We start from the raw sequence: 20,290 nt of genomic DNA, 5'->3' as shown, positions 1-20,290 counted from the left end.
CAGGATTACGAATTGACTTACTAGAAGGTTCAGTCATCAGCTCTCAGGTGATTTTCTTCCGATTATCCTGGCAGGTTCTCAGCACTCCCTACTCTCTGTACATTCAAAATCATGAATACTCTTCCTGATCATAGCTTTTTAGATATCTCTATTAAAATCTTACTAAGAGTATACGTCCTGATTTTTATAATGTCAATAGTCATATAATCAACCGTACACCGCCTAATTCAGCGGAACTATATTTGAACTCACCCCTTGGTGGTGAGCAAGGCCATCAGACCAGCCAGCCAAGACAGCTAACAATGCACCTGTAGCAGGTATAATCGGTAGATTATGCCACATGGTTTGTAAATAATGCATTATAGGCTCCCCCATTTAAGGGCAATGCCCCTACAACTTCTCCATAAATACTTCGATAAAATTTGTACAACATATAGATTCCAATCCATATTATAGCACTTATCGTACTATCCACGGCACATACGCAGAACTGTTTAGTGTTCTTTTGTATTTCTAAAAAAAATGGTTATAATACGGAATATAATGAAACGCTATCAATGAAAACAAATATAAATAGTTTACTAAAAATAATCTATATGAACACTAAAGGAGGTACAATACTATGGAAGAACCTAAAAGCCCCTCTATGAATGAGCAGGAAAAAGAACAAACCAGCGAACCTTCCGTTGAATCCAGCGATCCAAAAACAAAACAAACCGTTCCTACCCTTTATCCTGACATAGAATTCATCAACAGAACGTTACCATGACAGAATGCTCCACGTGATCAAAAAATAAGTGGAGAAAGCCTAATATGGCTTTCTCCACTTATTTTGATCTTACTTACTTTCTCTTTGGCTTAATAGTCTCTGGTAGATAATAATTAAATCATCTAATTGCTGGCTTATTTTAATGACTTCTGCGTCTACCAGGCATTGTCTTCCTCCCATCTCATTTAATTGCCGGCGTGTTAATTCAATTTTTTCAACTATTTCACCAATTCTCATCTTTATCCCCCCTTTCCTTGTTAAATTTATCAAGAAAGTGAGGGAAAATGTTTATTTTTCGACATGAAATTTACTTATTTTTTACATTTCTCTATCTTTCGATAGAGGCAATTGGTTAAAAAGCACATTATGATATAATTATTGTAATAAATTAGTTGAAAATTGTAAAATTAGAAAAAGATTGGAGTAATGTATATGGCAATATGGCGAATTAATATGGACTCTAGAGATTTCGAGCAATATCGTAAAAGACTAGTGAACCGAGGCTTTATTCCCACCAATTATTTTTCTGCTAATGGATTTAACATAAAAAAGATGAAAGAACTTGCATTAGCTGGAAAGATGGACGCTATGCAATGTGTTGTCGGAAACTCCATCAGGTGGTATTATTGCGAAGATCAAGCTGAGTTAGCTCGTCTTAGAGGAGAACTTTCGTAAGATAACATCTTTTTCCTATATATTGAAAAGGCTGTCTGATCTAGACAGCCTTTTCAATATCGTCCTATGCATACTATTCCGAATCACGCTCTCCTATCACTAAAGGGAGTTCCCCTTCCATTGCCAATCTAAGACGATTCTCAACTTCATACCAATTAATTAATTTTAACCATTCTTTCACATATTCCTCACGGTTATATTGATAATCAAGATAATATGCGTGCTCCCATACATCGATTACTAAGATAGGAATTGATCCCCATTGAGTAAGATTTTGATGCTTTTCTGCAGTAAGAATCTCCAGGTGGCTCCATGCTGGATTCCACACGAGTATTCCCCAGCCAGATGCCTCTACTTTAATAGCTGCATTGACAAACTGATCCAGAAAAGCATCAAAGCTGCCAAAGTATTTATTAATTTCTTTGACCGTACATCGTCCCGGCTCACTTTCAAACCCTTGCGGTGCCATAATCGTCCAGTAAACACTATGCAAGATATGTCCAGAACCGTTAAACGCCAACTCATTTTCCCAATATTTTATAAATGTAAAATTTTCTTTCTTTCTTGCATCTACCAAAGCTAATTCAGCCCTATTAAGACCATCTACATAGGACTTGTGATGATGATCATGATGATACCGAAGTGTTGTGGAGCTAATAATTGGCTCTAAGGCATCATATGGATAGGGCAATGGGGGCAGCTTATGTTTCCCCGCTGGAGTATACGCACGCAAATCTGTGTCAGACACGATTTTTTCAACCTCCCCACTCAATCTCTTACCGCTGTGTCGTATTATATTTCTACAACGAGAGGGGGGTGACAAAAATCAGCTAAAAATCTCCATATTTTGATTTTCAACCAGCATCTGACGATCTACTGCTTGTGGCGGTTCCTCAAGCCATCCATATTTAATCATTAGGTTTGCTCCATCCTCTGCGTAAAGAGCAATTTCTGCCATTAATCTAGTATAATCAATTGCCAAATCATAACATTGGCTTGTCGAAATCGCTACGCCATAATTACCTATGCCCATCTGTATTAAGGCTGAAATATGAAATAACATTAATTTTTCCGAAAAAGGCGACTGCGTTACTGTCGTAATTAAAGGTTCCATAGATGATCCTCCAGTCAGATCATCTGCCTCCAGTCTCTTTGTAAATATTTCGATGTGTTTTTGCGCAATTTCTTTACCTCTTAGAAAATGAGACCGAATATCAGGCGAAGAGGCTGTTTGCCAAAAACCTGTTATCATTGCTTTTCCCATAATATTAGTTTGAATGTTCATAAAGACATGCATAATCTCTACAGCTGTCAAAGGGCGGCTTTCTTTAAATACATTACCTAAAAAAGCTTGCTGCTTTGCAAACTCCACATGCTTATTGGCTGGAATATATGGAGACCTAGCATAAATCCCCTTTTCTAACATCAGCTTAACGACTCTTTCGTTAAGCTCTATCGACTCATGCAGTGTCTGAATGTAAAATTCTCTTATATCCTGACGAGAGGCTGTGCTTAACGCTAATCCATAAGCAGCCAGCCCCACTCGAGACATATTATTGAGATAATGCAATGTGAAAATGTCATCAAACAGTTTTTCCGCATTGGTATTTACATCTTCATTCGTAAATCCTACAGGACTAGCAAACTCCTCTTTTTGGTACGTACTGCGGATCCATGCGACATGATTTTGCGATAAAGATAGAGCAAACTCCAGCAATGGACGAATTTCTTCGTCCTCAACCTTTGCTAAAAAGTATTTCAATACACACTTTGCTAAACTATCACTTTGATATTGACTCCACATAATTGCAATTTCTGCAGAGGTTAAACGGATATGGCTGATGTTAGACATACATACACCCCCATTTTTTTATTATTATAACCCTAGTTCTTTATTATTAACTACTTATGCAAAAAAAATAAAAAGAAGGGGGGTATCACCCAACACTGAGAAGATATCCCTAATAGGCATCCTCTCAATTGTTAGGGTATTTTTTTAGCCAAGTCTTTTGGCATCGTCTGTTTTACTTATATTGGGCGATTATGTACCGTGTTCGCTGGATCATCATACCATTCAAAATAACGTTCTGCACATTCACGTCCAGACTGAATGAGAGCATTCTTCTTTTCATCACTTAAATGGAATTCAGTCGTTTTCACATGCAGTGTATTGATATAAATCGTTCTATGCCAATCATCACTATGCAGGTGCTGATTTTGTTGACTCTCCATATAAATATCAACAAGACTTTTTGTAAACTCAATCAAATCTTTTATTTCTTTTCTTGCAGGATCAACCAGCTCGTAAAACATAGCAATCTCACGACCAGAATCCAAACGAAATCCGAGAGTCTCTTTATTAAATACATAGAGGCCTGCAGCTTCATCATTTTGTTTTAATTGCTCATTAAGTTTCTTATAATATTCCGGTTCACTAGAATACTCATGGACATATTTTTCTCTATCGAATAATTTAATGGGATAATTATCAAGAACTCCACCATCTACGTATACATCATTGTGCTCACCTCTTTTTGCTGCAAAGAGCAATGGGATCGACATCGATATACGGACAGCATCTGCTATACAAAGATCAGGAGTATGTTCCATGGAGAAGACTTCAGAGCGCCTGGTAGAAAGATTCGTACCAATAAAAAACATATCTTTAACTCCTAGTTCTTTTCCTGTTTCAAAGATCTCCTTAAAAGTGGCATCAGGATTTCCAGTCTTTAACTGAATCAGATCACCTATCCAATTTCGAAAATAGTCTCCTTTGTACCAGCCGAATTCTTTAAATAACCTAGTCGTATCAAGCACTACTCCAAAAGAATCATCTAGGAATCTCGTAAAATCCAAATTTAGTAAAATATCTTCAATTTCTTTGAAGCTAAAATTCAAACCGATCAGCAGACCCATGATGGCACCTGCTGATGTACCACCAATACGTTCAATTTTCGGCAAGATCCCTCTCTCCTGCAATACTTTAAGAGCTCCAATATACGCGATTCCCTTCACTCCTCCCCCTTCAAAAATAAAATTGCGGAACGGATAATCCAAAACAACACCTCCTTCAATATATCTAGCATATTAAATGGATTGATCATATATGCTTACAAATTTCAGTCGATTATATCTAAAAAAAAGAGAGCGAATTCAATTGAGAATTCGCTCTCTTTTCTGTAACAAGTGCCGCTATAGAAGAATACTTGCTATCCTACTGTCAAAAAACTCTTTTTAGCAAAGTCAGTAAATTCACCAATAACCATATCCACACCCTCCAGCTGTCGTAGTCGATTATGTGCTTCCTGAGGGCCGATGGCTATAATTTGACCAATATTAGCTCGCCTAGCTGCTTCAATGCCTGCATCTGCATCTTCAAAAACAATGCATTGTTCTGGAGACAATCCTAGATTTTGAGCCGACTTTAAATAAATTTCAGGAAATGGTTTTCCTGGAAGCAAGCCATCATCATATACCACTTTGTCAAAATCAAACCACTTTTCTAGCTGAAATACCTCAAAGTAGAAATTAACATTATTAATTTCTGACCCAGTAGCAATCGTGCAGGCAATATGATTCTCAATCAAATAATCAAGTAAATTAATGGCGCCCGGTGCCAATTTAACATGATCAGCATCTTTACGGCATAAGTCACGATATATCACTTCTTTTTCCTGACTTAGCGCTTCTCCTTCTTCATCGGAAAGCTGCTTACCAGCTAAATATGACATTGTAACTTTGTTAGGTCTGCCTAAAACAAAAGTAGCCATTTCATGATCGCTAACTGGGTATCCTCTCAATTTTTCAGCCATAGCAATCCAGGCACTGGTTTGCTTATCAGTATCCCAAAACAACGTTCCATTAAAATCAAAAATTACTCCCGAGTACTTTTTAGACATCAACTTTCCCCCATTTTCCTAGTATAATCTCCGATAAATTAGCCACACAACCCAGCCAAAATTCTTCATTATCATAATCCTATTCTACTTTATTTAACATTATAAAACAAAACTCCTGCAAACTCTCTCACAACGTTAACATAAACACGCACTTGTAGTAGCTTTATATTGCTGTAAAAACATTACCATGATTATCATTTTTAAAGTTGGGAAAACTATTGTCAATCGTTGAATAAAAGGAGGTGTATCATTTGCCTATTGAAAAAGTATATCAACAATGGAATGGTAAAAGTACCAATGGCAAGGTTGAATCCAGTAATAAATTCCTTTCCAAGGAAGCAATGAAAAATTCGACAGCAGAAATGGAATGTACAGTAGGGATTGATACGTTTTCCGCCGCTGATTTACAAAATGACTCGGAAGATTAGCAGCCAATATGAAATCTTCAGTAGCTAGGTAGACTCGCTAAATTATATCTTAGTATACTGCAATACGATGAAAGGCTGCATTACAATGATATGCTCTCCTAAAGGTAGACGAGTTCAAGTATAAGAACTTACTACCATTAGGAGAGCATTCCATTTCAAAAATTATTAATTACAGTGCACCCGAAAAACCACTCGCATTATGCAAGGAATCATGTCAATCACAAAATTAGTATCTTGGCAAACTTGCTGCTATTTTCTCCGCAGGGCATTATAAATCTTCGCGGATTCACTGGCAATAAAATTGCTGGAATACGTATGATCCGCCGTAGTTGTAAAAAAGCTGATCAGAATCGGATCATGACCATCCTGAATTACTCCCACATCGCAAAGTATTTCATCCAGTTCACCAACTTTATGAAAGACTGGAGTCTGCATGTAGCGCGGGATTTCATCGTTATAAATCGTATTAGCCAACTCATCCTTTAACTGCCCATTTTTGCTTTTATTCAGATACTTGCCAGTATAGATCTTCTCGAATACTTTTCCCATTTCGTAGGGCGTTGTTACACTATGATATTGGTATTTCTGAAAAGCATCTTTATTATGAATTTGGGTCTTGCGCAGTTTAAGGTCCTTTACTGTCTTAGTAAGAACGTCCTGGTTATTAGTATCCATCTCATTTAATAATTCCTGAAATGCGTTATTGTCACTCACCGTCATCATCAGCTCTATCTGCTGATCATATTGGCTGGCCTTGGCTGATCCGGCCTGAGGATACAAATATTTGTAGGTAGCTAAGGCAACTACTAATTTACTAGTTGAAGCTGTTGGAAATATTTCGTCCTGGTTAAATTCGATAGTACGACCAGTATTTAAATTTTGGGCAAAGACTCCAACCCGGCCATCAAACTGCTTTAAGTCGTTTTTTATTTCCCGCTCAAGTGAGGAAGCTGCCAGTGCATGAGCAGTAAAGACAGTCACCAAAGCAAGCAGTATCGTAACCTTTTTTATCATGTAACCACCTCGTCAAAATAATTTGGTCTTCAGGAAATTCATACGCTCTTTCGCTATGTATCCTATTTTCTACCTATATTAGTATAGAATAAAACTATGACCAAATTATGACACCAAACTGGCAGTTAGAACTTTCACCTCCCTCAATAGATCTAGCAGATTCACTATATATCCCATATATGCTTACAAAGTCTACTATATGGAAAAAAGAGAGCGAATTTAATTGAGAAATTCACTCTCTTTTCTATAAACGTTCCAATATAGAAGATTGCTATCCTGCTGATAACATCTTAGGGTTTACAAATGATTTCAGCGATATAAGTATTTAAAATATTAGCTGAATAATCCGGGCGTATCACCACAGCGGTATCAACGCCCTTACCCGTGCCGCCTACGGCAATGATATCTTCTCCATAGGGAATCAATCCCGCATCAAGAGCCATGACAGCAACCTCTACACTAACCTTAACTCCTTGCCCAAACATTCTAAGCGTACCTGCCATAATTTCTACTGGATACACCCCGCCGAATTTCTTGCTAATTCCCCGCTCTGCACCAGATAATACATGATTGGTTGTCAATACTTTTACATTTTTTCCGATCAGTATCTCACGTTGCTGAGGCGTCAATTCATTTACTCCGGGATCTTTAAAACCATTGACATGCGTTACACATACTATGTTTTCAGCTTTTCCCACAAATAATTCGGCTGTTTTACCGCTAACGGATGCTACCACAATTGACTTTATGCCATATTCTTGAGCTTTGCGCGATGCCAGCTCCACCGTTTTTTCGGTATGAATAGCTCCTACAGATTTCCAGTACATACTCATCATCTCCACATTATAAATTTTCATTTTACATTGTACTTTATCTATTCTTTAAATAACATATTAAACCTCTGCAGTAATATTTCACTTCTTAGAAAAAATTTGGTGCCAGCTAAAGAAAACACCAGCAAGGCTGCCCAAATTAGGCCAAATGATACAGCATGAACGATAGTAAATGCCTCATGGTATAAGAAAATTCCTAATAACAGTGAAATGGTAGGCGCTAAATATTGGATAAATCCAAGCATTGTTAGTGAAAGTCGGTTCGCACTATTCGCAAATAATAATAATGGAATGGGCGTCACGATCCCCCCTCCGACTAAAAATAGAGAAGTAAGCGACAAACCGTCAAAACTTCCACTTCCATTATAACCCAAATATAAAAGATACAAAAAAGCAAACGGTGCTACGATGAGTGTCTCCAACGTAATACTTGTAATCGGCGATAGAACAGCCTTTTTTTTGCATAACCCGTACAAACCAAAAGAAAGAGCCAAGCAGATTGCAGCCCAGGGCACACTGCCAAAGTGCATTGTCATGTATAAAACACCGCTGGCTGCTAGTATAACAGCAATGCTCTGCCCCAAAGACAGCCTTTCCCTAAAAAATAGAATGCCTAGCAGAATACTAACCAGTGGACTAATATAGTAACCTAAACTGGTCTCAATTACTCGATTATTATTGACTGCCCAAATAAAAATAAACCAATTGAGGGTGATAAAGATCGTTCCAATCATCAATGCCAACAATTGAGTAGGAGCAGCAAGCAACTGAGTGATTTCTTCATATAACTGTTTCTTGCGATTCATAAGAATCACCACCGCCAGCATGAACAGTAGAGACCAAAAAACGCGATGCGCTATAACCTCTTGCGCCGAAACGTTAGAAACCAATTTCCAATAGATCGGCAATATCCCCCAAAGAAAGTATGCACCAATCGCTGAAGTGAGTCCTCTTTTTAGATTTTCATTTTGTTCCATATTCATTACCCCAATTCTTTCTTAATATCGTCGACTGTAATAGATTGGTGGGTTCTAAAAACTTTGCACAGTAAATAAATTGATTTTTCAGGCGAATTTATGATATAATTCAATCGGACAAGTTGTCCTTAATGAATTATACCGGACAAACTGTCCGATTGTCAATATACAATCTTTCATTTTAAGGAGAATGTAAAAATGAGTAAGGCACTTGACGCTACCCAACTCTCTAAAGATGAGGTAATTCGGCGGCGAATTTTAGAATCGGCGCGAATGCTCTTTATCGAACAAGGTGTTGAGAACGTAAACATGCATCAGATTGCAAAAATGGCTGAAGTTGGCCAAGCAAGCTTATACCGTCGGTACACGGAAAAGGGCGATATTTGTATGGAGGTCGTCCTAGAAGAGTGCCAGCCTTTATTTGATGAAGTCAAAGCGTATCTTGATCAATCTACTGATATTCCCATTTTAGATCGACTTTATCAAGTAATCATAAAATTTGTGACTTTTACGGAGGCGAAGGTTCCCTGGTTATGCAGCGTCAGCCGCGCTACACCAGGCTATCGTCCACTACAATCGCGTCTATATCAATCCATGCGGAACACTTGCCGGGAATTGCTAACTGAGGCCGTAGAGCAAGGAGAAGCTGCAGATATAGATGTTTTCTATACCGTAGAGGTATTACTGGCAGCACTCCACAATATTGATTTTCATATCCACGACCAAGGGTTTTCGACTAAGCAAATTCTATTAGGATTACATCGACTCTTTATTGAAGGGTTGAAAAAAGACATAATTGATAATTAGTGCTTATAACTATTGCCTTATATATTTCAAAAAGGGAACGAATTCAGTTAAGAATTCGTTCCCTTTTTGCCTAATAAAGATTGTTTTCCTCTTATTGGTTCACCTGACGTACGACGTCAATGACACTGCCATCCCGATATTCTACCACTCATTATCGCCTGCAACCATCATCATCACTCTCCCTATTCTCTAGATTACAAAGTCAATCGCATTAAAATAGCTGCCATCACAACCATGCAAGCTCCGCCTAATCGTGTGGAAATTTGTGCAAAGGGCATGAGTTCAATTCGCCCCGCCGCTGACAGAATCGCTACATCACCCGTACCGCCTAATCCACTATGGCAAGCCGTTACCAGTGCCGCCTCCACAGGATACATATTCATCACCTTTCCCACATAAAAACCGGATGCAACCATGGCAACCACAGAAGCGGCGACTGTCGCAATATAGGCAGGACTAATGGCGGCAACAACATCCTTCCAAGGAGTATACAAGGCTCCCACGCCAATGAGCAGCGCCCAAGTCAAATTCGCAGACACAAATTTATACATATGATACGCCCCTTGTTCCATTTTTGCAGGCATAATGCCTAGCGCCTTCACCAGAGCGGCCGAAAAGATCATAATAATCGGTGCGGGAATAAGAATAAACTTACTGGCTAACTGCCCCCAGATATAAAAACAGCATGCAAGTAACAATCCGGCGCCCATGAGGGAAAAGTTCACAGGTTTGTCAATATTCTGAGCAGCATGCATTCTCTCGTCATCCCCGGTTTTGACTAATACTCCGTTACCTGTTAGATGGGGTTTTTTAACTCCCAAGGTCCGAAGGCCACCAGCCATCATAATGGCGATGACATTGCCCAGCATAGCAGCTGGTACCAAGTGAGGGATAAAACTCTCATAAGGCTGATTCAAGATTTCCGAATAGGCCATAGACAAAGGCAGAATTCCTTCCCCTAGCCCACCGGAGATAATAGGAATGACAACATAGAAGAAAGAATGATGCGCGCCGAGTCCAGTCAGCATCCCTACGCCTACTCCTGCTATAATACTGCCAATGGAGCCAACCACAATTGGAATAAACATCCGAATAAAACCTTGGATCAATACCACTCGCAGCATGCCTAAGATGCTTCCCGTGATTAGACATGCAATATAGAAATACAAGAAATTCGAGCCCTTCATAAAAGCGGTAATGGCTTTCATGGAGTCCACATTGAGTAACTGATAAAAAACCAGAATTGACGGTACAAAAATAGATAAAATAGCAGGTCCACCAATGTCTTTCAAAATCGGCACTTTGAGGCCAATATCCCCTAGTAACATTCCCATAATCATCATGATGGCGATGCCGCCAATCATATCCGCTGGTAGTTTCCCATTCAAGGATGCAATGTAGATCAGTGCAGCCAGAATCAAATATAAGGGAAGAGGCACGGAACCAATAGTAAAGGATTGTAAATAGGTCAAACTTTTTTGCAGCAGATTTTGAGATGAGGTTGTCGCTTCCATATTCATAATAAATTCCTCCTTTTCGATTTGCCTTGAGTATAGCATTTTATCTCTCTAACGCTAACGCTATTGAAAGATATGGAACCATTATGTAAGTAATGTAAAGGCAAAAAAAATCCAGGAACGGCCATAGCCGAACCCAGAATAAAGAATGAAGAATCTACCGCTTTATATAACAAAACATTGTAACAGGACGTCCAACAGCCCGATAAATGAGTTTCCCCTGTAGAGTACCCGTCTCTTTGAGAAACGTAAGATATTTACGGACAGATACTCGTGATATGCCAACACACTTCGCCATTTCTTCTGTTGTAAAGGATGTGGAAAACAGTTTCGCCTGGGTAAGTATACTGTTCAACGTGTCCCGCTCCAGCCCTTTTGGCAGATCACCCACTGGCAAATCACCTTTCGACAGAATCCGGCGGTCAATTTCATTTTGATTTAAGACAGTACTGTCCTGAATGAGCTGAATGCGATCCCGATAAGCAATCAGTGCTGCATACAAGCGCTCAAATTGAAATGGCTTAACTAGATAATCCACCACACCTTGCCTAAGTGAGTTCTGTATACTGACACTATCCCGTGCTGCCGTTATCATAATAATATCAATACTATGGTCTAGCAAGCGAATTTCATGTAATAATTCCATACCATCTACAATCGGCATAAAAATATCAAGTAGAATCAGCGTGACTTCATTTGTTTTTAAAAATTCAAGAGCCTCAGCGCCATTGGACACCGTTCCCACTAAAACAAAACCTTCTACTTGCTCTAGATAATGCTTATTCAACTCGGCAACCATAGGATCATCTTCCACAATCAAAATTTTGATCAAGTACCCACCCCCTCTTTACTTTGATATGCAATTGTAACCTTAAATAATGCACCACTTCCCGGGGTAGTTACAACCTGAATGGTGCCGTTTAATCGTTCTACGGCCCTTGCAACAAGAAACAGACCAAACCCACGACCTGAGGATTTTGTCGAATATCCCTTAACAAAGATTTGCTCCACAAACTCCTGCTCTATGCCAGGACCACAATCCTTCACTTCAAGCGTCAATTCCGCATTTATATATTTCATCAATACAGTAACCTGACGCTGCGGCGAATCTTTCACCGCATCAAGGGCATTATCAATCAAATTGCCTATGATCGTGACCAATTCATTCGTAACCTGAGCATCTACTGGCTCCGGAAGAAAACTTTCCTCCGCTAATACCATATCAATTGCCATTTCTCTGGCTCTGCTAAACTTACTTAAGAGCAAACCTCCAAGAACAGGATCACGGATACATTGACTCACAAAATCCGACTCGGCAATATCCTGATTTGCAATTCGCGTGATATAAAGCTCCAGTTTGTCGTAAAACTTTAAGCGAACCAATCCTAACATTACATGGATCTTATTCATAAACTCATGGGCTTGAGATCGCAGTGCCTCGACATAGCTATTAACATCAGTGAGCTCTTCCGCTAACTGGCGCATGTCCGTCATATCACGAAATGAGGCTATCGCTCCAACAATTTCACCATTTACCACAACAGGAACTCGATTGGTCAAAATGGTGACCCCATTAATTTTTTGTTCCTGATCCAATTCCGCCTGTCCCGTATTCATTACGTCCTTTAAACGCGTATGAGGAACATATTCAGCGACTTGGCGTCCAATGGGATCACCCGGTATCCCAGCCAACTTTAAAACACGTACGGCCTCGCCATTCGCTATCGTTATCATACTATTTTTATCAACTGCTAAAATCCCTTCCCGCACGCACTGCAGCATCGCACTACGTTCCTCAACCAATTGGGCAATGGCAAAGGGCTCCAAACCAAACAGGGTTTTCTTAATATTTCGCGCTAATAAAATAGCAAAACCAATACCGATGAGTAATCCAATAAGAGTAGCAATATATATAATTTTGTGACTTTCGAGTAAGGCTTTCTCCACATCACCTAGCAAGATTCCCACAACCACTGCCCCTACTTGCCTCCCATCTGGAGTAAACACAGGAGAAAATGCGCGCAAAGACGGTCCATAGGTGCCTTCAGCGTATGAAATATACTCATTGCCCTGCAATGCTGACGCTTCATCACCGCCCTTGATATGTTGCCCTACAAGGGCCGCATCTGGATGGGATTTTCTGATTCCTTGCATATCGAAGACCACAACGAACTCCACGTTAACAGCATTGCGAATGGTATTAGCATATTCCTGAATGGCTGCTGTATCATTCGCTTCTAATCCTGAAATGACAGTAGGAGAATGAGTCATCGTCCTACATATATCCAAAGCTTTCTGCCCGAGTGTAGCCCGTACATCTGACTCAACACGATTCGTAATCAGAGCATTCGCAGCCAATAATGATAATGCCACCACGCCGCAAACTAAAAGAATAATTTTGGTTTGCAAATTAAATATCGGCTTTGCTTTCATTCTATCACTCCGTAATACACATTTACCTTACTGCCTATGTTACTTGGGTTCTCTGTCCACTGGCTCGTTAAATTGCAGACTCTGCAAAACACAATACTGCATAAAAAGCATTCTATAAACGGACACATATCAATACTGTATTTCTCATCAAATACAAAATCCCTGCAAAATCTTACAAATTAAAACATTCCGAATTTTTCATCATCCCCAATAATCCTTTCTCCCCCCCAAAATGAACGCTAATATCTGATTCGGTTACTATACTACTGATTAAAGAAGATAATGTAATTTTACATATTAAAGCAACAAATAAGAGAATACTATACAAAAACAATTCTATGTTCTTATGAAGGAGCACAATGAAACAGGGAAAAAATCTGCATAACACTGCACCTTCAGTTAGTATATCAGAAGCTTCTCGCGACGAGACTGCAAATAAGTTAGCTGCCCTCAAACAACTTAATAAAGAAAGTAATAAAATTGCCCAAGAAATATCACAAATTATTACCAAACTCAAGCAGACACCCACATCTGCTAATCAGGACCGTTCGGACTCAAATAAAAAAGAGAAGTATTTTGAAGGTCAATACTTTATTCATAAAGAAATAGAAGCTAACTTGACAACGCTGAAGACTATTTTGGGCAAAAGCGCTGATATTATTTTCAGAGAATTTATTATTGGTGTCAACAAACAAACAAAAGTATTTCTCTGCTTTATTGACGGGTTGGGTGACAAAAAACTGATTGATGAATATATTGTTAAGCCTTTGCTTGTTAACATCCATATTATAGATCCTAACGAAACATTATTATCTCATGACATTCTTACCAATGTAAAAGACCATGTATTTAATGCAGTTGAAATTAGAGAAGATAACGAATTTGATGAAGTTCTAGATGCAATATTAGGAGGTAACACTGCTTTATTTATAGACGGTTATGATACAGTACTTATTCTAAGTGCCAAAGGCGGGGAAACAAGGAGTATTCAGGAACCCGAAACCGAAACGGTTATCCGGGGATCCCGTGAAGGGTTCGTCGAGACCCTTCGCGTCAATACTTCAATGATACGAAGAATCATCAAAAATCCTAAGCTAATTATTGAGCCATTCAGACTGGGAACACAAACCCATACAGATATCAATATCGCTTACATTGAGGGGATAGCCAATCAAAAAATTGTCGAGGAGGTTAAAAGCCGCTTAAATAAAATAGACACAAATTCTGTTATTTCATCAGGATATCTTGAGAATTTTATTGAGGATGCTCCCTTTTCCTTCTTCTCTACAATGGCAAACAGCGAAAGACCAGAGAAAGTTACAGCAAAAATATTAGAAGGAAGAGTGGCTATTCTTGTAAATGGTACACCGTTTGTACTGACAGCGCCTCATTTATTTATTGAGAATTTTCAGGTGGCTGAAGATTATGTTAGTAAATTTTATTTTACATCTTTTGTAAGGTTACTACGCTTGTTGGCATTTTTTATCACACTGACATTTCCTGCTTTATATGTGGCAGTGGAAACATTCCACCAAGAGATGCTTCCTACCGTCCTTTTGATCACAGCAGCAGCAACCCGCGAAGGAATACCTTTCCCATCTTTTCTTGAAATATTAATTATGTCATTAGTATTCGAACTACTCCGGGAATCCGGGATTAGGCTGCCACGGCAAATAGGTCAGGCCGTCAGTATTGTGGGGGCCTTAATTGTTGGCGACGCAGCTGTTCGAGCAGGAATTCTCAGCGCTCCCATAGTTATCATAGGAGCGATAACAGCAATTACAAGTTTCGTCATTCCGTCCTTGTTAGAAGCTTTACTGTTCTTTAGACTTCTTCTTCTTCTTTTAAGTGCATCACTTGGATTATATGGATTCATTGTAGGGCTAATTATTATGCTTGCCCATCTATGTTCTTTACAATCTTTCGGTACACCCTATTTATCCCCCCTTACTCCTGTTATCTGGAAGGATTTGAAAGATTCATTTGTCATTTATCCGCTGCGGCTTATGAAATCACTGCCTAAGTCAACTACAGGGAAAAACTTGAAAAAGTAGGAGCTCCATCAATCATCAACAAATTCATAAGAAAGCGGGGAGAATAATTGAAAAGGATACTCGTTGCCGTTATACTTTGTACTTTGTTGCTAACAGGTTGCTGGGACAGGCGAGAACTAAACGATATCGGCATTGTAGTTGCCATGGGACTCGATAAAGATGATCTGACAGGAAACATCATTGTGACTTCTCAGGTGGTAAGACCAGGAGCATTAAAAAAAGACGGCGGTGGTGAACCATCCTCCCCTGTTGAAGTTCTTACTACGCAAGGAAATACTGTGGCTGAAGCAGTCAAAAACATTTCTAAACAATTTGATCGAATTGCGTTTTTCGCCCATGTTAAAGTACTTGTTATTAGCGAGCAGCTCGCTAAGGAAGGGCTTCTACCTATTCTTGATTATTTTATGAGAAATAGTAACATGCGAACCTTAGCTTGGCTGATCATTGCTAAAGACGTAAAAGCAAAAGAAATATTAATCACAAACTACGGAATCGAAAATGTGCAGGCAAACTATTTGAACAACATGATTAAAAATAAAGGGGAAAACTCTGAAGTAAGTACTCCTGATATATTAACTTATTTAAAAGCAATAACAAGTGAAGGCAATCCAATTGGCGGAGTCATGGAAATTGCAGAATATCCTACCATGCCTACTAAAGAGAAAAAAGATGTAACCACCCAAGGAGTCAAACTTTCAGGTACGGCGGTATTCAAAAAAGATAAGCTGGTAGGATACCTCAATAATACGGAAACAAGAGGTCTTAATTGGGTAACAGGAAAGGTAAAAACTACCATTATCAACATCCCTTCTCCTAATGAAAAAGAAAAATTGATTTCTATTAACATAACGAAAGTGAGTAGCAGGATCACACCCGAAATGATAAACGGGAAAATTTCCTTTACTATTGAAATAAAAGTGGATGGAGACATAGCAGAACAGCAAGATACTTCCAATTATTTAAAAAATCTAGAATCATTTGAAACATTGGAAAAGGAACCGAAGGACATAATAGAAAGAGAGATACAAGCAACTCTCAATAAAATACAAACAGAACTTGGTTCGGATATTCTTGGCTTTAGCAGTGCTTACAATAAAAAATATCCACAAGAGTGGAAAAGCATCAAAGACGATTGGAATAATATCTTCCCCACTGTATCCTCTGAAGTGAAAGTAGATGTCAAGCTTAGAAGATTAGGATTGATGTTGAAACCGATTACATCTGATGCTACTAAATAAATCATCATTTTCTTTCTCCAAACACTATTTTTTTAATATAACAAAGAAAATAGTATAAAAGAACTATGAGTAAAATAGCAGCATAAAGCCATCCACCTAGAATTAAAATATCCGGAATCAATCCAGCTTTAGATAATACATACTTAAAATATTGTATATCAAGCATATCAGATCACCATCCATGAAAATAAACGATTCAACAAATTGAGTCCTTGCCTTTGAACCAGTAGATAAGCAGTAGGAAAGGGGGAATAATCGTCTGAAAGACATTATGTATATATGGTAAGGACACTTTGTGTCCAAGCCAGATATGATATGGATAATTTGGTTCAAAAACAATGGACAGCCATAGGACGAAAATAGCCGATAAGACCATGATCCAGCGTGAGTCTACGCCTTTAAATACTGTGGCAAATGCCTGCACACCCCCGTAAAAGAATAGTATCATTTTATAAAAGCCTCCAATAAACATCAGGACTATCCCGAAGGCGTCTAAATTAGTTATAATATCACCTATATTGATTAGTTTAATAACTCCTAAAAAAGGTATAGTTGTAGCACCAGCAATAGTAACTCCTAATACACAAATCGAGATAACATCAATAATAGTAATGATTAATCCTGCTGTGCTTATTGCCCAAAATGAGATCTTGCGGACAGGTTGCTTTGTATCCAAGTAGCACCAATACATCATAAAAACAGCTGCCTCACCAAAAGGGGAATTCACAAATTTGGGGTAAACCTCCTTGAAAACAGGTTGCCATCCATTTGCTAATACAGGTGATAACCCCTCTAATTGGATTCTTCCCGATATACCAACCATGATAATTACACTTATAATGGAGAATAAAACAATAGGGAGTAAAATTTCACTTGTACGCCCTAGCACCTCTAACCCTAGAAAAAGAACATAAAGGGCAGTCAGCATAAAAACGATAAGTACTACTAACAATGGAGTCTTTACAAGAAAAGTAGTAACAATGACTTCACCAAAATCGCGAAAAATTCTGGTTGAACAATAAAGAAAGAATAGTGCATACAATAGCACAAGGGGTATCCCAAGGTATTTACCTAAAATCTTAATAATAATCGCTGCTAAATTTTCTTGAGGGAATTTTTTTTGCAGTTCTGTATAAACCCACATTAAAGCGAACCCGACAAACATACTTAATAGAACAACAATCCAAGCGTCCTGCTTGGCATCAATTCCAGATACAAAAAGAATACTACTGCCAATTTCAAATAGTACCATCAGAGAAAAAAGTTGATAATTGCTAATCCGTATCATTTGCAAAACCCCATCCTATTGATCTGTATAGTCACTATTTTGTCCGAAAAATTCTTTAATAACCCCTACGCTAGAAGATATGAGAGCTTACTTTGAGAAACAACTGGCTAACCATTAACAAAGCTCTTGCAAGAGTTCCCATTCGAACTCTTGCAAGAGCTTGCTGATAATGAATTCAATCCACTGACTGATCTGTCGCCACGACACATGATTCAACCTTTCGCACTAAATCTGGAATTTGCTGACTGTTTCACGAAGATCCATTGCCAGATGAGCCAGTGCTTGGCTAGCTGAAGCGATTTCTTCGGTTCAAGATTTCCTGAACCAAATCATACAAACTCCCCTCAGAAAATAGATGTCCGGGTATCCCAGCGGCATGAGCAGCATCAATATCTCGCTGCATGTCGCCGATCAAGAACGATCCATTAAGATCAACCGGCCATTCCAGACATGCTTGCTCAATGAGCCCCGGTAAAGGCTTACGACAATTGCAAATGGAGGAGTACTTCTCCATCGTCCCTTCTGGATGATGGGGGCAGACATAAAAAGAATGAATTATCGCTCCCTGCCTTTGAGCCTCTTCTGCCATAAACTCATGAAAATCAAATACTGTTTCTTCCGTAAAAAAACCTCGGGCAATACCGCTTTGGTTCGTAACCACAAATACCCAATACCCCGCTTGGTTCAGTATCCGAATTGCCTCAATCGCCCCAGGCATCCAGGTCATTTCTCTCGGTTTACAAATATATCCTCGATCCACATTTAATACACCATCGCGATCAAAAAATACCGCTGGTTTATGCTTCATACTTTCCCTCTCCCCTCCGTAAATATCCCAGCTACTACTGATAGCATCTAAGAAAATTCCTTTCCATCCTCAATTCCCCTCTTGAGAGGGGTGCCCAAAGGGCGGGGTGTGTTAGGCTCAGAGAACTTAGATAAAACAAAAAGTATTGAACCACAAAGACACAAAGTACACTATAGAACGTTTCATTTTATGTGGTACGATAGCGGCATTGTGTCTTTGTGGTTCGTATAGCTTAGAATGTGACTTTAATTGAGCAGCTTACTAGTTAACCCTTGCAAATTAAAGCATTGCACATATCGATCAATGGAATTTTTGATCTTATCCAGTACATAGCGATTCCCATCGATTCCTAATGTTTTCATGTTTGCAAACAGTGTTGTGATTTCTCTCTTCACCTCTTCATTCTCATAGGTATAATGACCGCAGATTTCACATATGGTTGCGGTCAATTCTTCCTCTGCTAAAATTGCTTCCACAGACAAATGTACGTCATCACCAATCACCCATTTCTTCCATCGACCGCTGTTCACAGCTTCTTCCGACATCACCCGCTTTAAATTTGACGGATACTCCAATCTGCCATTTTCAACTTCCTTCTCTTCTAAGCGAAGGAGTTCCAAGTATGCTTTGGTTTCGATATAACCAAACTCCGGAGCTACATTCATAGCGGTTATATGCAAAGAAGGATGGTCAAGGATAATATAGTCCTCCAGATAGTCCCCGTTATGCTCTTTCAAACCGACTCCATATTTTTTAGCAGTATCCGCCAAGAGCTTTGAGCTATGATAGCTAAACTCTCCCACATTTTTCGTCAATCGGGTCAACGTACCTGTCTGTCCCACGATAAATACGGGGATGGGAAGTCCTCTCTTAGACAGCTCGGTAGTCAGTTGTCGGATGAATAACTCATAATTCTCCTGACTCGTCAGCCCTCCATTCGTCTCCTCGGTGCCCACTTCATAACCGATTTCCGGCAACTGCCGAAGCCTTCTTTCATTCTCCACATATGCAATGAGTTCTATGGTTCTGTTGATTACAACATCCATCGCAATGGATTTGCCCATCACATAAGGATCTTTGGTAGGATCAATATGCAGCAGATCAAAATTGTGAATTAAATCTTCTATATAAGACCTTTTTGCCAATTCCATAGCAGTGGCTTCGGACAAATGACTGTTGCGTTCATTATCGCGCTGCCAAGGTCCACCATGGTCCCGGCACAAATAGTAGAGACCTGTAAAATCTACCTCTTTAGCAATCTCTTCTATAGCCTCTTTAAACCCTTGCTGATCCCAATTGCAGACATAACCTCCCCCCAATTCTTTGGCATCCACTTGGTTGCGACTGGCGATAAACAGGATGGGAAAATCTTTTTCCTTTGCTAATTCCAGGGATGCGACTATCAAATTTCTGGACATAGGCCCGATGCCTAACAGGGTAGTCCGAAAGCCTGTCTCTTCCAAGGTAAAAATCTTATCAATCACTTCTCGGATATTCATTTTATTCATTGTAATAATCTCCTCCATTACACCATTTATAACGCACTCGTA

The 20,290-nt window shown here is 39.1% G+C and carries 21 protein-coding genes and 1 other annotated feature (1 of these 22 running past the window's edge); of the genes, 6 read left to right on the top strand and 15 right to left on the bottom strand.

From position 1 onward, the window contains the following. Nucleotides 1-141: a binding site (T-box leader), on the bottom strand; it reaches 78 nt to the left of the window's first position. A gap of 81 nt (nt 142-222) precedes the next feature. Further along, a complete protein-coding gene (locus LMF89_RS10495; protein ID WP_229535025.1) occupies nt 223-360 on the bottom strand; it encodes a hypothetical protein in 138 nt (45 codons plus the stop codon). A gap of 262 nt (nt 361-622) precedes the next feature. Here LMF89_RS10495 and LMF89_RS10490 point away from each other — a divergent pair, with 262 nt between their 5' ends. Beyond that, complete coding sequence (locus tag LMF89_RS10490; RefSeq protein WP_007952533.1) at nt 623-769, top strand: hypothetical protein; 147 nt, start codon at nt 623-625, stop codon at nt 767-769. Nucleotides 770-838: 69 nt separating this feature from the next. Here LMF89_RS10490 and LMF89_RS10485 read toward each other — a convergent pair whose 3' ends face one another. Then, nucleotides 839-1,006, bottom strand: a complete 168-nt coding sequence (locus tag LMF89_RS10485; RefSeq protein ID WP_007952531.1) for an aspartyl-phosphate phosphatase Spo0E family protein — start codon at nt 1,004-1,006, stop codon at nt 839-841. A 195-nt stretch (nt 1,007-1,201) separates the two neighbouring features. On the opposite strand from LMF89_RS10485, the gene LMF89_RS10480 reads away from it, so the two are divergent. Next, nucleotides 1,202-1,444, top strand: coding sequence for a hypothetical protein (locus tag LMF89_RS10480; protein ID WP_229535024.1), 243 nt, complete (start codon nt 1,202-1,204; stop codon nt 1,442-1,444). A gap of 73 nt (nt 1,445-1,517) precedes the next feature. On the opposite strand, the gene LMF89_RS10475 is transcribed toward LMF89_RS10480, so the two are convergent. The 4 genes from LMF89_RS10475 to LMF89_RS10460 form a co-directional block, all read right to left on the bottom strand. Continuing rightward, on the bottom strand, nt 1,518-2,192 hold the full coding sequence (locus LMF89_RS10475; RefSeq protein WP_007952527.1) for a superoxide dismutase: 675 nt from the start codon (nt 2,190-2,192) through the stop codon (nt 1,518-1,520). 78 nt (nt 2,193-2,270) lie between these two features. Next, nucleotides 2,271-3,296 carry a DUF3231 family protein gene (locus LMF89_RS10470; protein WP_229535023.1) on the bottom strand — a complete coding sequence of 342 codons (1,026 nt, stop codon included), beginning with the start codon at nt 3,294-3,296 and terminating at the stop codon, nt 2,271-2,273. Nucleotides 3,297-3,472: 176 nt separating this feature from the next. Beyond that, nucleotides 3,473-4,501 (bottom strand): patatin-like phospholipase family protein, encoded by a 1,029-nt coding sequence (locus LMF89_RS10465; protein WP_229535022.1) that lies wholly within the window; start codon nt 4,499-4,501, stop codon nt 3,473-3,475. Between the two features lie 152 nt (nt 4,502-4,653). Beyond that, nucleotides 4,654-5,343: an HAD family hydrolase gene (locus LMF89_RS10460; RefSeq protein WP_229535021.1), complete on the bottom strand. Its 690-nt coding sequence runs from the start codon at nt 5,341-5,343 to the stop codon at nt 4,654-4,656. A gap of 251 nt (nt 5,344-5,594) precedes the next feature. On the opposite strand from LMF89_RS10460, the gene LMF89_RS10455 reads away from it, so the two are divergent. Next, entirely contained in the window at nt 5,595-5,771 is a 177-nt protein-coding gene (locus tag LMF89_RS10455) for a hypothetical protein (RefSeq protein ID WP_229535020.1), read from the top strand. Nucleotides 5,772-6,020: 249 nt separating this feature from the next. Here LMF89_RS10455 and LMF89_RS10450 read toward each other — a convergent pair whose 3' ends face one another. The 3 genes from LMF89_RS10450 to rarD form a co-directional block, all read right to left on the bottom strand. Then, a complete protein-coding gene (locus LMF89_RS10450; protein ID WP_229535019.1) occupies nt 6,021-6,785 on the bottom strand; it encodes a serine hydrolase in 765 nt (254 codons plus the stop codon). A 290-nt stretch (nt 6,786-7,075) separates the two neighbouring features. Further along, nucleotides 7,076-7,612 carry a pyruvate kinase alpha/beta domain-containing protein gene (locus LMF89_RS10445; protein ID WP_229535018.1) on the bottom strand — a complete coding sequence of 179 codons (537 nt, stop codon included), beginning with the start codon at nt 7,610-7,612 and terminating at the stop codon, nt 7,076-7,078. Nucleotides 7,613-7,659: 47 nt separating this feature from the next. Beyond that, nucleotides 7,660-8,595 carry an EamA family transporter RarD gene (gene rarD, locus LMF89_RS10440; RefSeq protein ID WP_229535017.1) on the bottom strand — a complete coding sequence of 312 codons (936 nt, stop codon included), beginning with the start codon at nt 8,593-8,595 and terminating at the stop codon, nt 7,660-7,662. 198 nt (nt 8,596-8,793) lie between these two features. On the opposite strand from rarD, the gene LMF89_RS10435 reads away from it, so the two are divergent. Then, complete coding sequence (locus LMF89_RS10435; RefSeq protein WP_229535016.1) at nt 8,794-9,402, top strand: TetR/AcrR family transcriptional regulator; 609 nt, start codon at nt 8,794-8,796, stop codon at nt 9,400-9,402. Nucleotides 9,403-9,596: 194 nt separating this feature from the next. Here LMF89_RS10435 and LMF89_RS10430 read toward each other — a convergent pair whose 3' ends face one another. The 3 genes from LMF89_RS10430 to dcuS all read right to left on the bottom strand — a co-directional run bounded on the left by LMF89_RS10430 (nt 9,597) and on the right by dcuS (nt 13,352). After that, nucleotides 9,597-10,922 (bottom strand): 2-hydroxycarboxylate transporter family protein, encoded by a 1,326-nt coding sequence (locus LMF89_RS10430; RefSeq protein ID WP_229535015.1) that lies wholly within the window; start codon nt 10,920-10,922, stop codon nt 9,597-9,599. A gap of 154 nt (nt 10,923-11,076) precedes the next feature. Continuing rightward, a complete protein-coding gene (locus LMF89_RS10425; RefSeq protein ID WP_229535014.1) occupies nt 11,077-11,751 on the bottom strand; it encodes a response regulator in 675 nt (224 codons plus the stop codon). Beyond that, entirely contained in the window at nt 11,748-13,352 is a 1,605-nt protein-coding gene (gene dcuS / locus LMF89_RS10420) for a DcuS/MalK family sensor histidine kinase (RefSeq protein ID WP_229535013.1), read from the bottom strand. The genes LMF89_RS10425 and dcuS overlap by 4 nt, the downstream gene beginning before the upstream one ends. 359 nt (nt 13,353-13,711) lie before the next feature. Between dcuS and LMF89_RS10415 the strand changes: the two genes are divergently transcribed. Together LMF89_RS10415 and LMF89_RS10410 are read left to right on the top strand one after the other, a co-directional pair. After that, the gene (locus tag LMF89_RS10415; protein WP_229535012.1) at nt 13,712-15,406 is read left to right on the top strand and encodes a spore germination protein; all 1,695 of its coding nucleotides are present in this window, start codon (nt 13,712-13,714) and stop codon (nt 15,404-15,406) included. Between the two features lie 47 nt (nt 15,407-15,453). Next, nucleotides 15,454-16,644, top strand: a complete 1,191-nt coding sequence (locus LMF89_RS10410) for a Ger(x)C family spore germination protein (RefSeq protein WP_229535011.1) — start codon at nt 15,454-15,456, stop codon at nt 16,642-16,644. A gap of 196 nt (nt 16,645-16,840) precedes the next feature. Here LMF89_RS10410 and LMF89_RS10405 read toward each other — a convergent pair whose 3' ends face one another. From LMF89_RS10405 to LMF89_RS10395, 3 genes are all read right to left on the bottom strand, one after another. Continuing rightward, nucleotides 16,841-17,932 (bottom strand): GerAB/ArcD/ProY family transporter, encoded by a 1,092-nt coding sequence (locus tag LMF89_RS10405; RefSeq protein ID WP_229535010.1) that lies wholly within the window; start codon nt 17,930-17,932, stop codon nt 16,841-16,843. Nucleotides 17,933-18,218: 286 nt separating this feature from the next. Next, nucleotides 18,219-18,740, bottom strand: coding sequence for a D-glycero-alpha-D-manno-heptose-1,7-bisphosphate 7-phosphatase (locus LMF89_RS10400; RefSeq protein ID WP_229535009.1), 522 nt, complete (start codon nt 18,738-18,740; stop codon nt 18,219-18,221). Nucleotides 18,741-18,985: 245 nt separating this feature from the next. After that, nucleotides 18,986-20,248 (bottom strand): class II D-tagatose-bisphosphate aldolase non-catalytic subunit, encoded by a 1,263-nt coding sequence (locus LMF89_RS10395; protein WP_229535008.1) that lies wholly within the window; start codon nt 20,246-20,248, stop codon nt 18,986-18,988. Between the last annotated feature and the right edge of the window lie 42 nt (nt 20,249-20,290).

The organism is Pelosinus baikalensis (assembly GCF_020819555.1).
GTDB lineage: Bacteria > Bacillota > Negativicutes > DSM-13327 > DSM-13327 > Pelosinus > Pelosinus baikalensis.
Note: the sequence above shows the minus strand (reverse complement) of the source record. Positions and strands in the feature narration are given on the sequence as shown.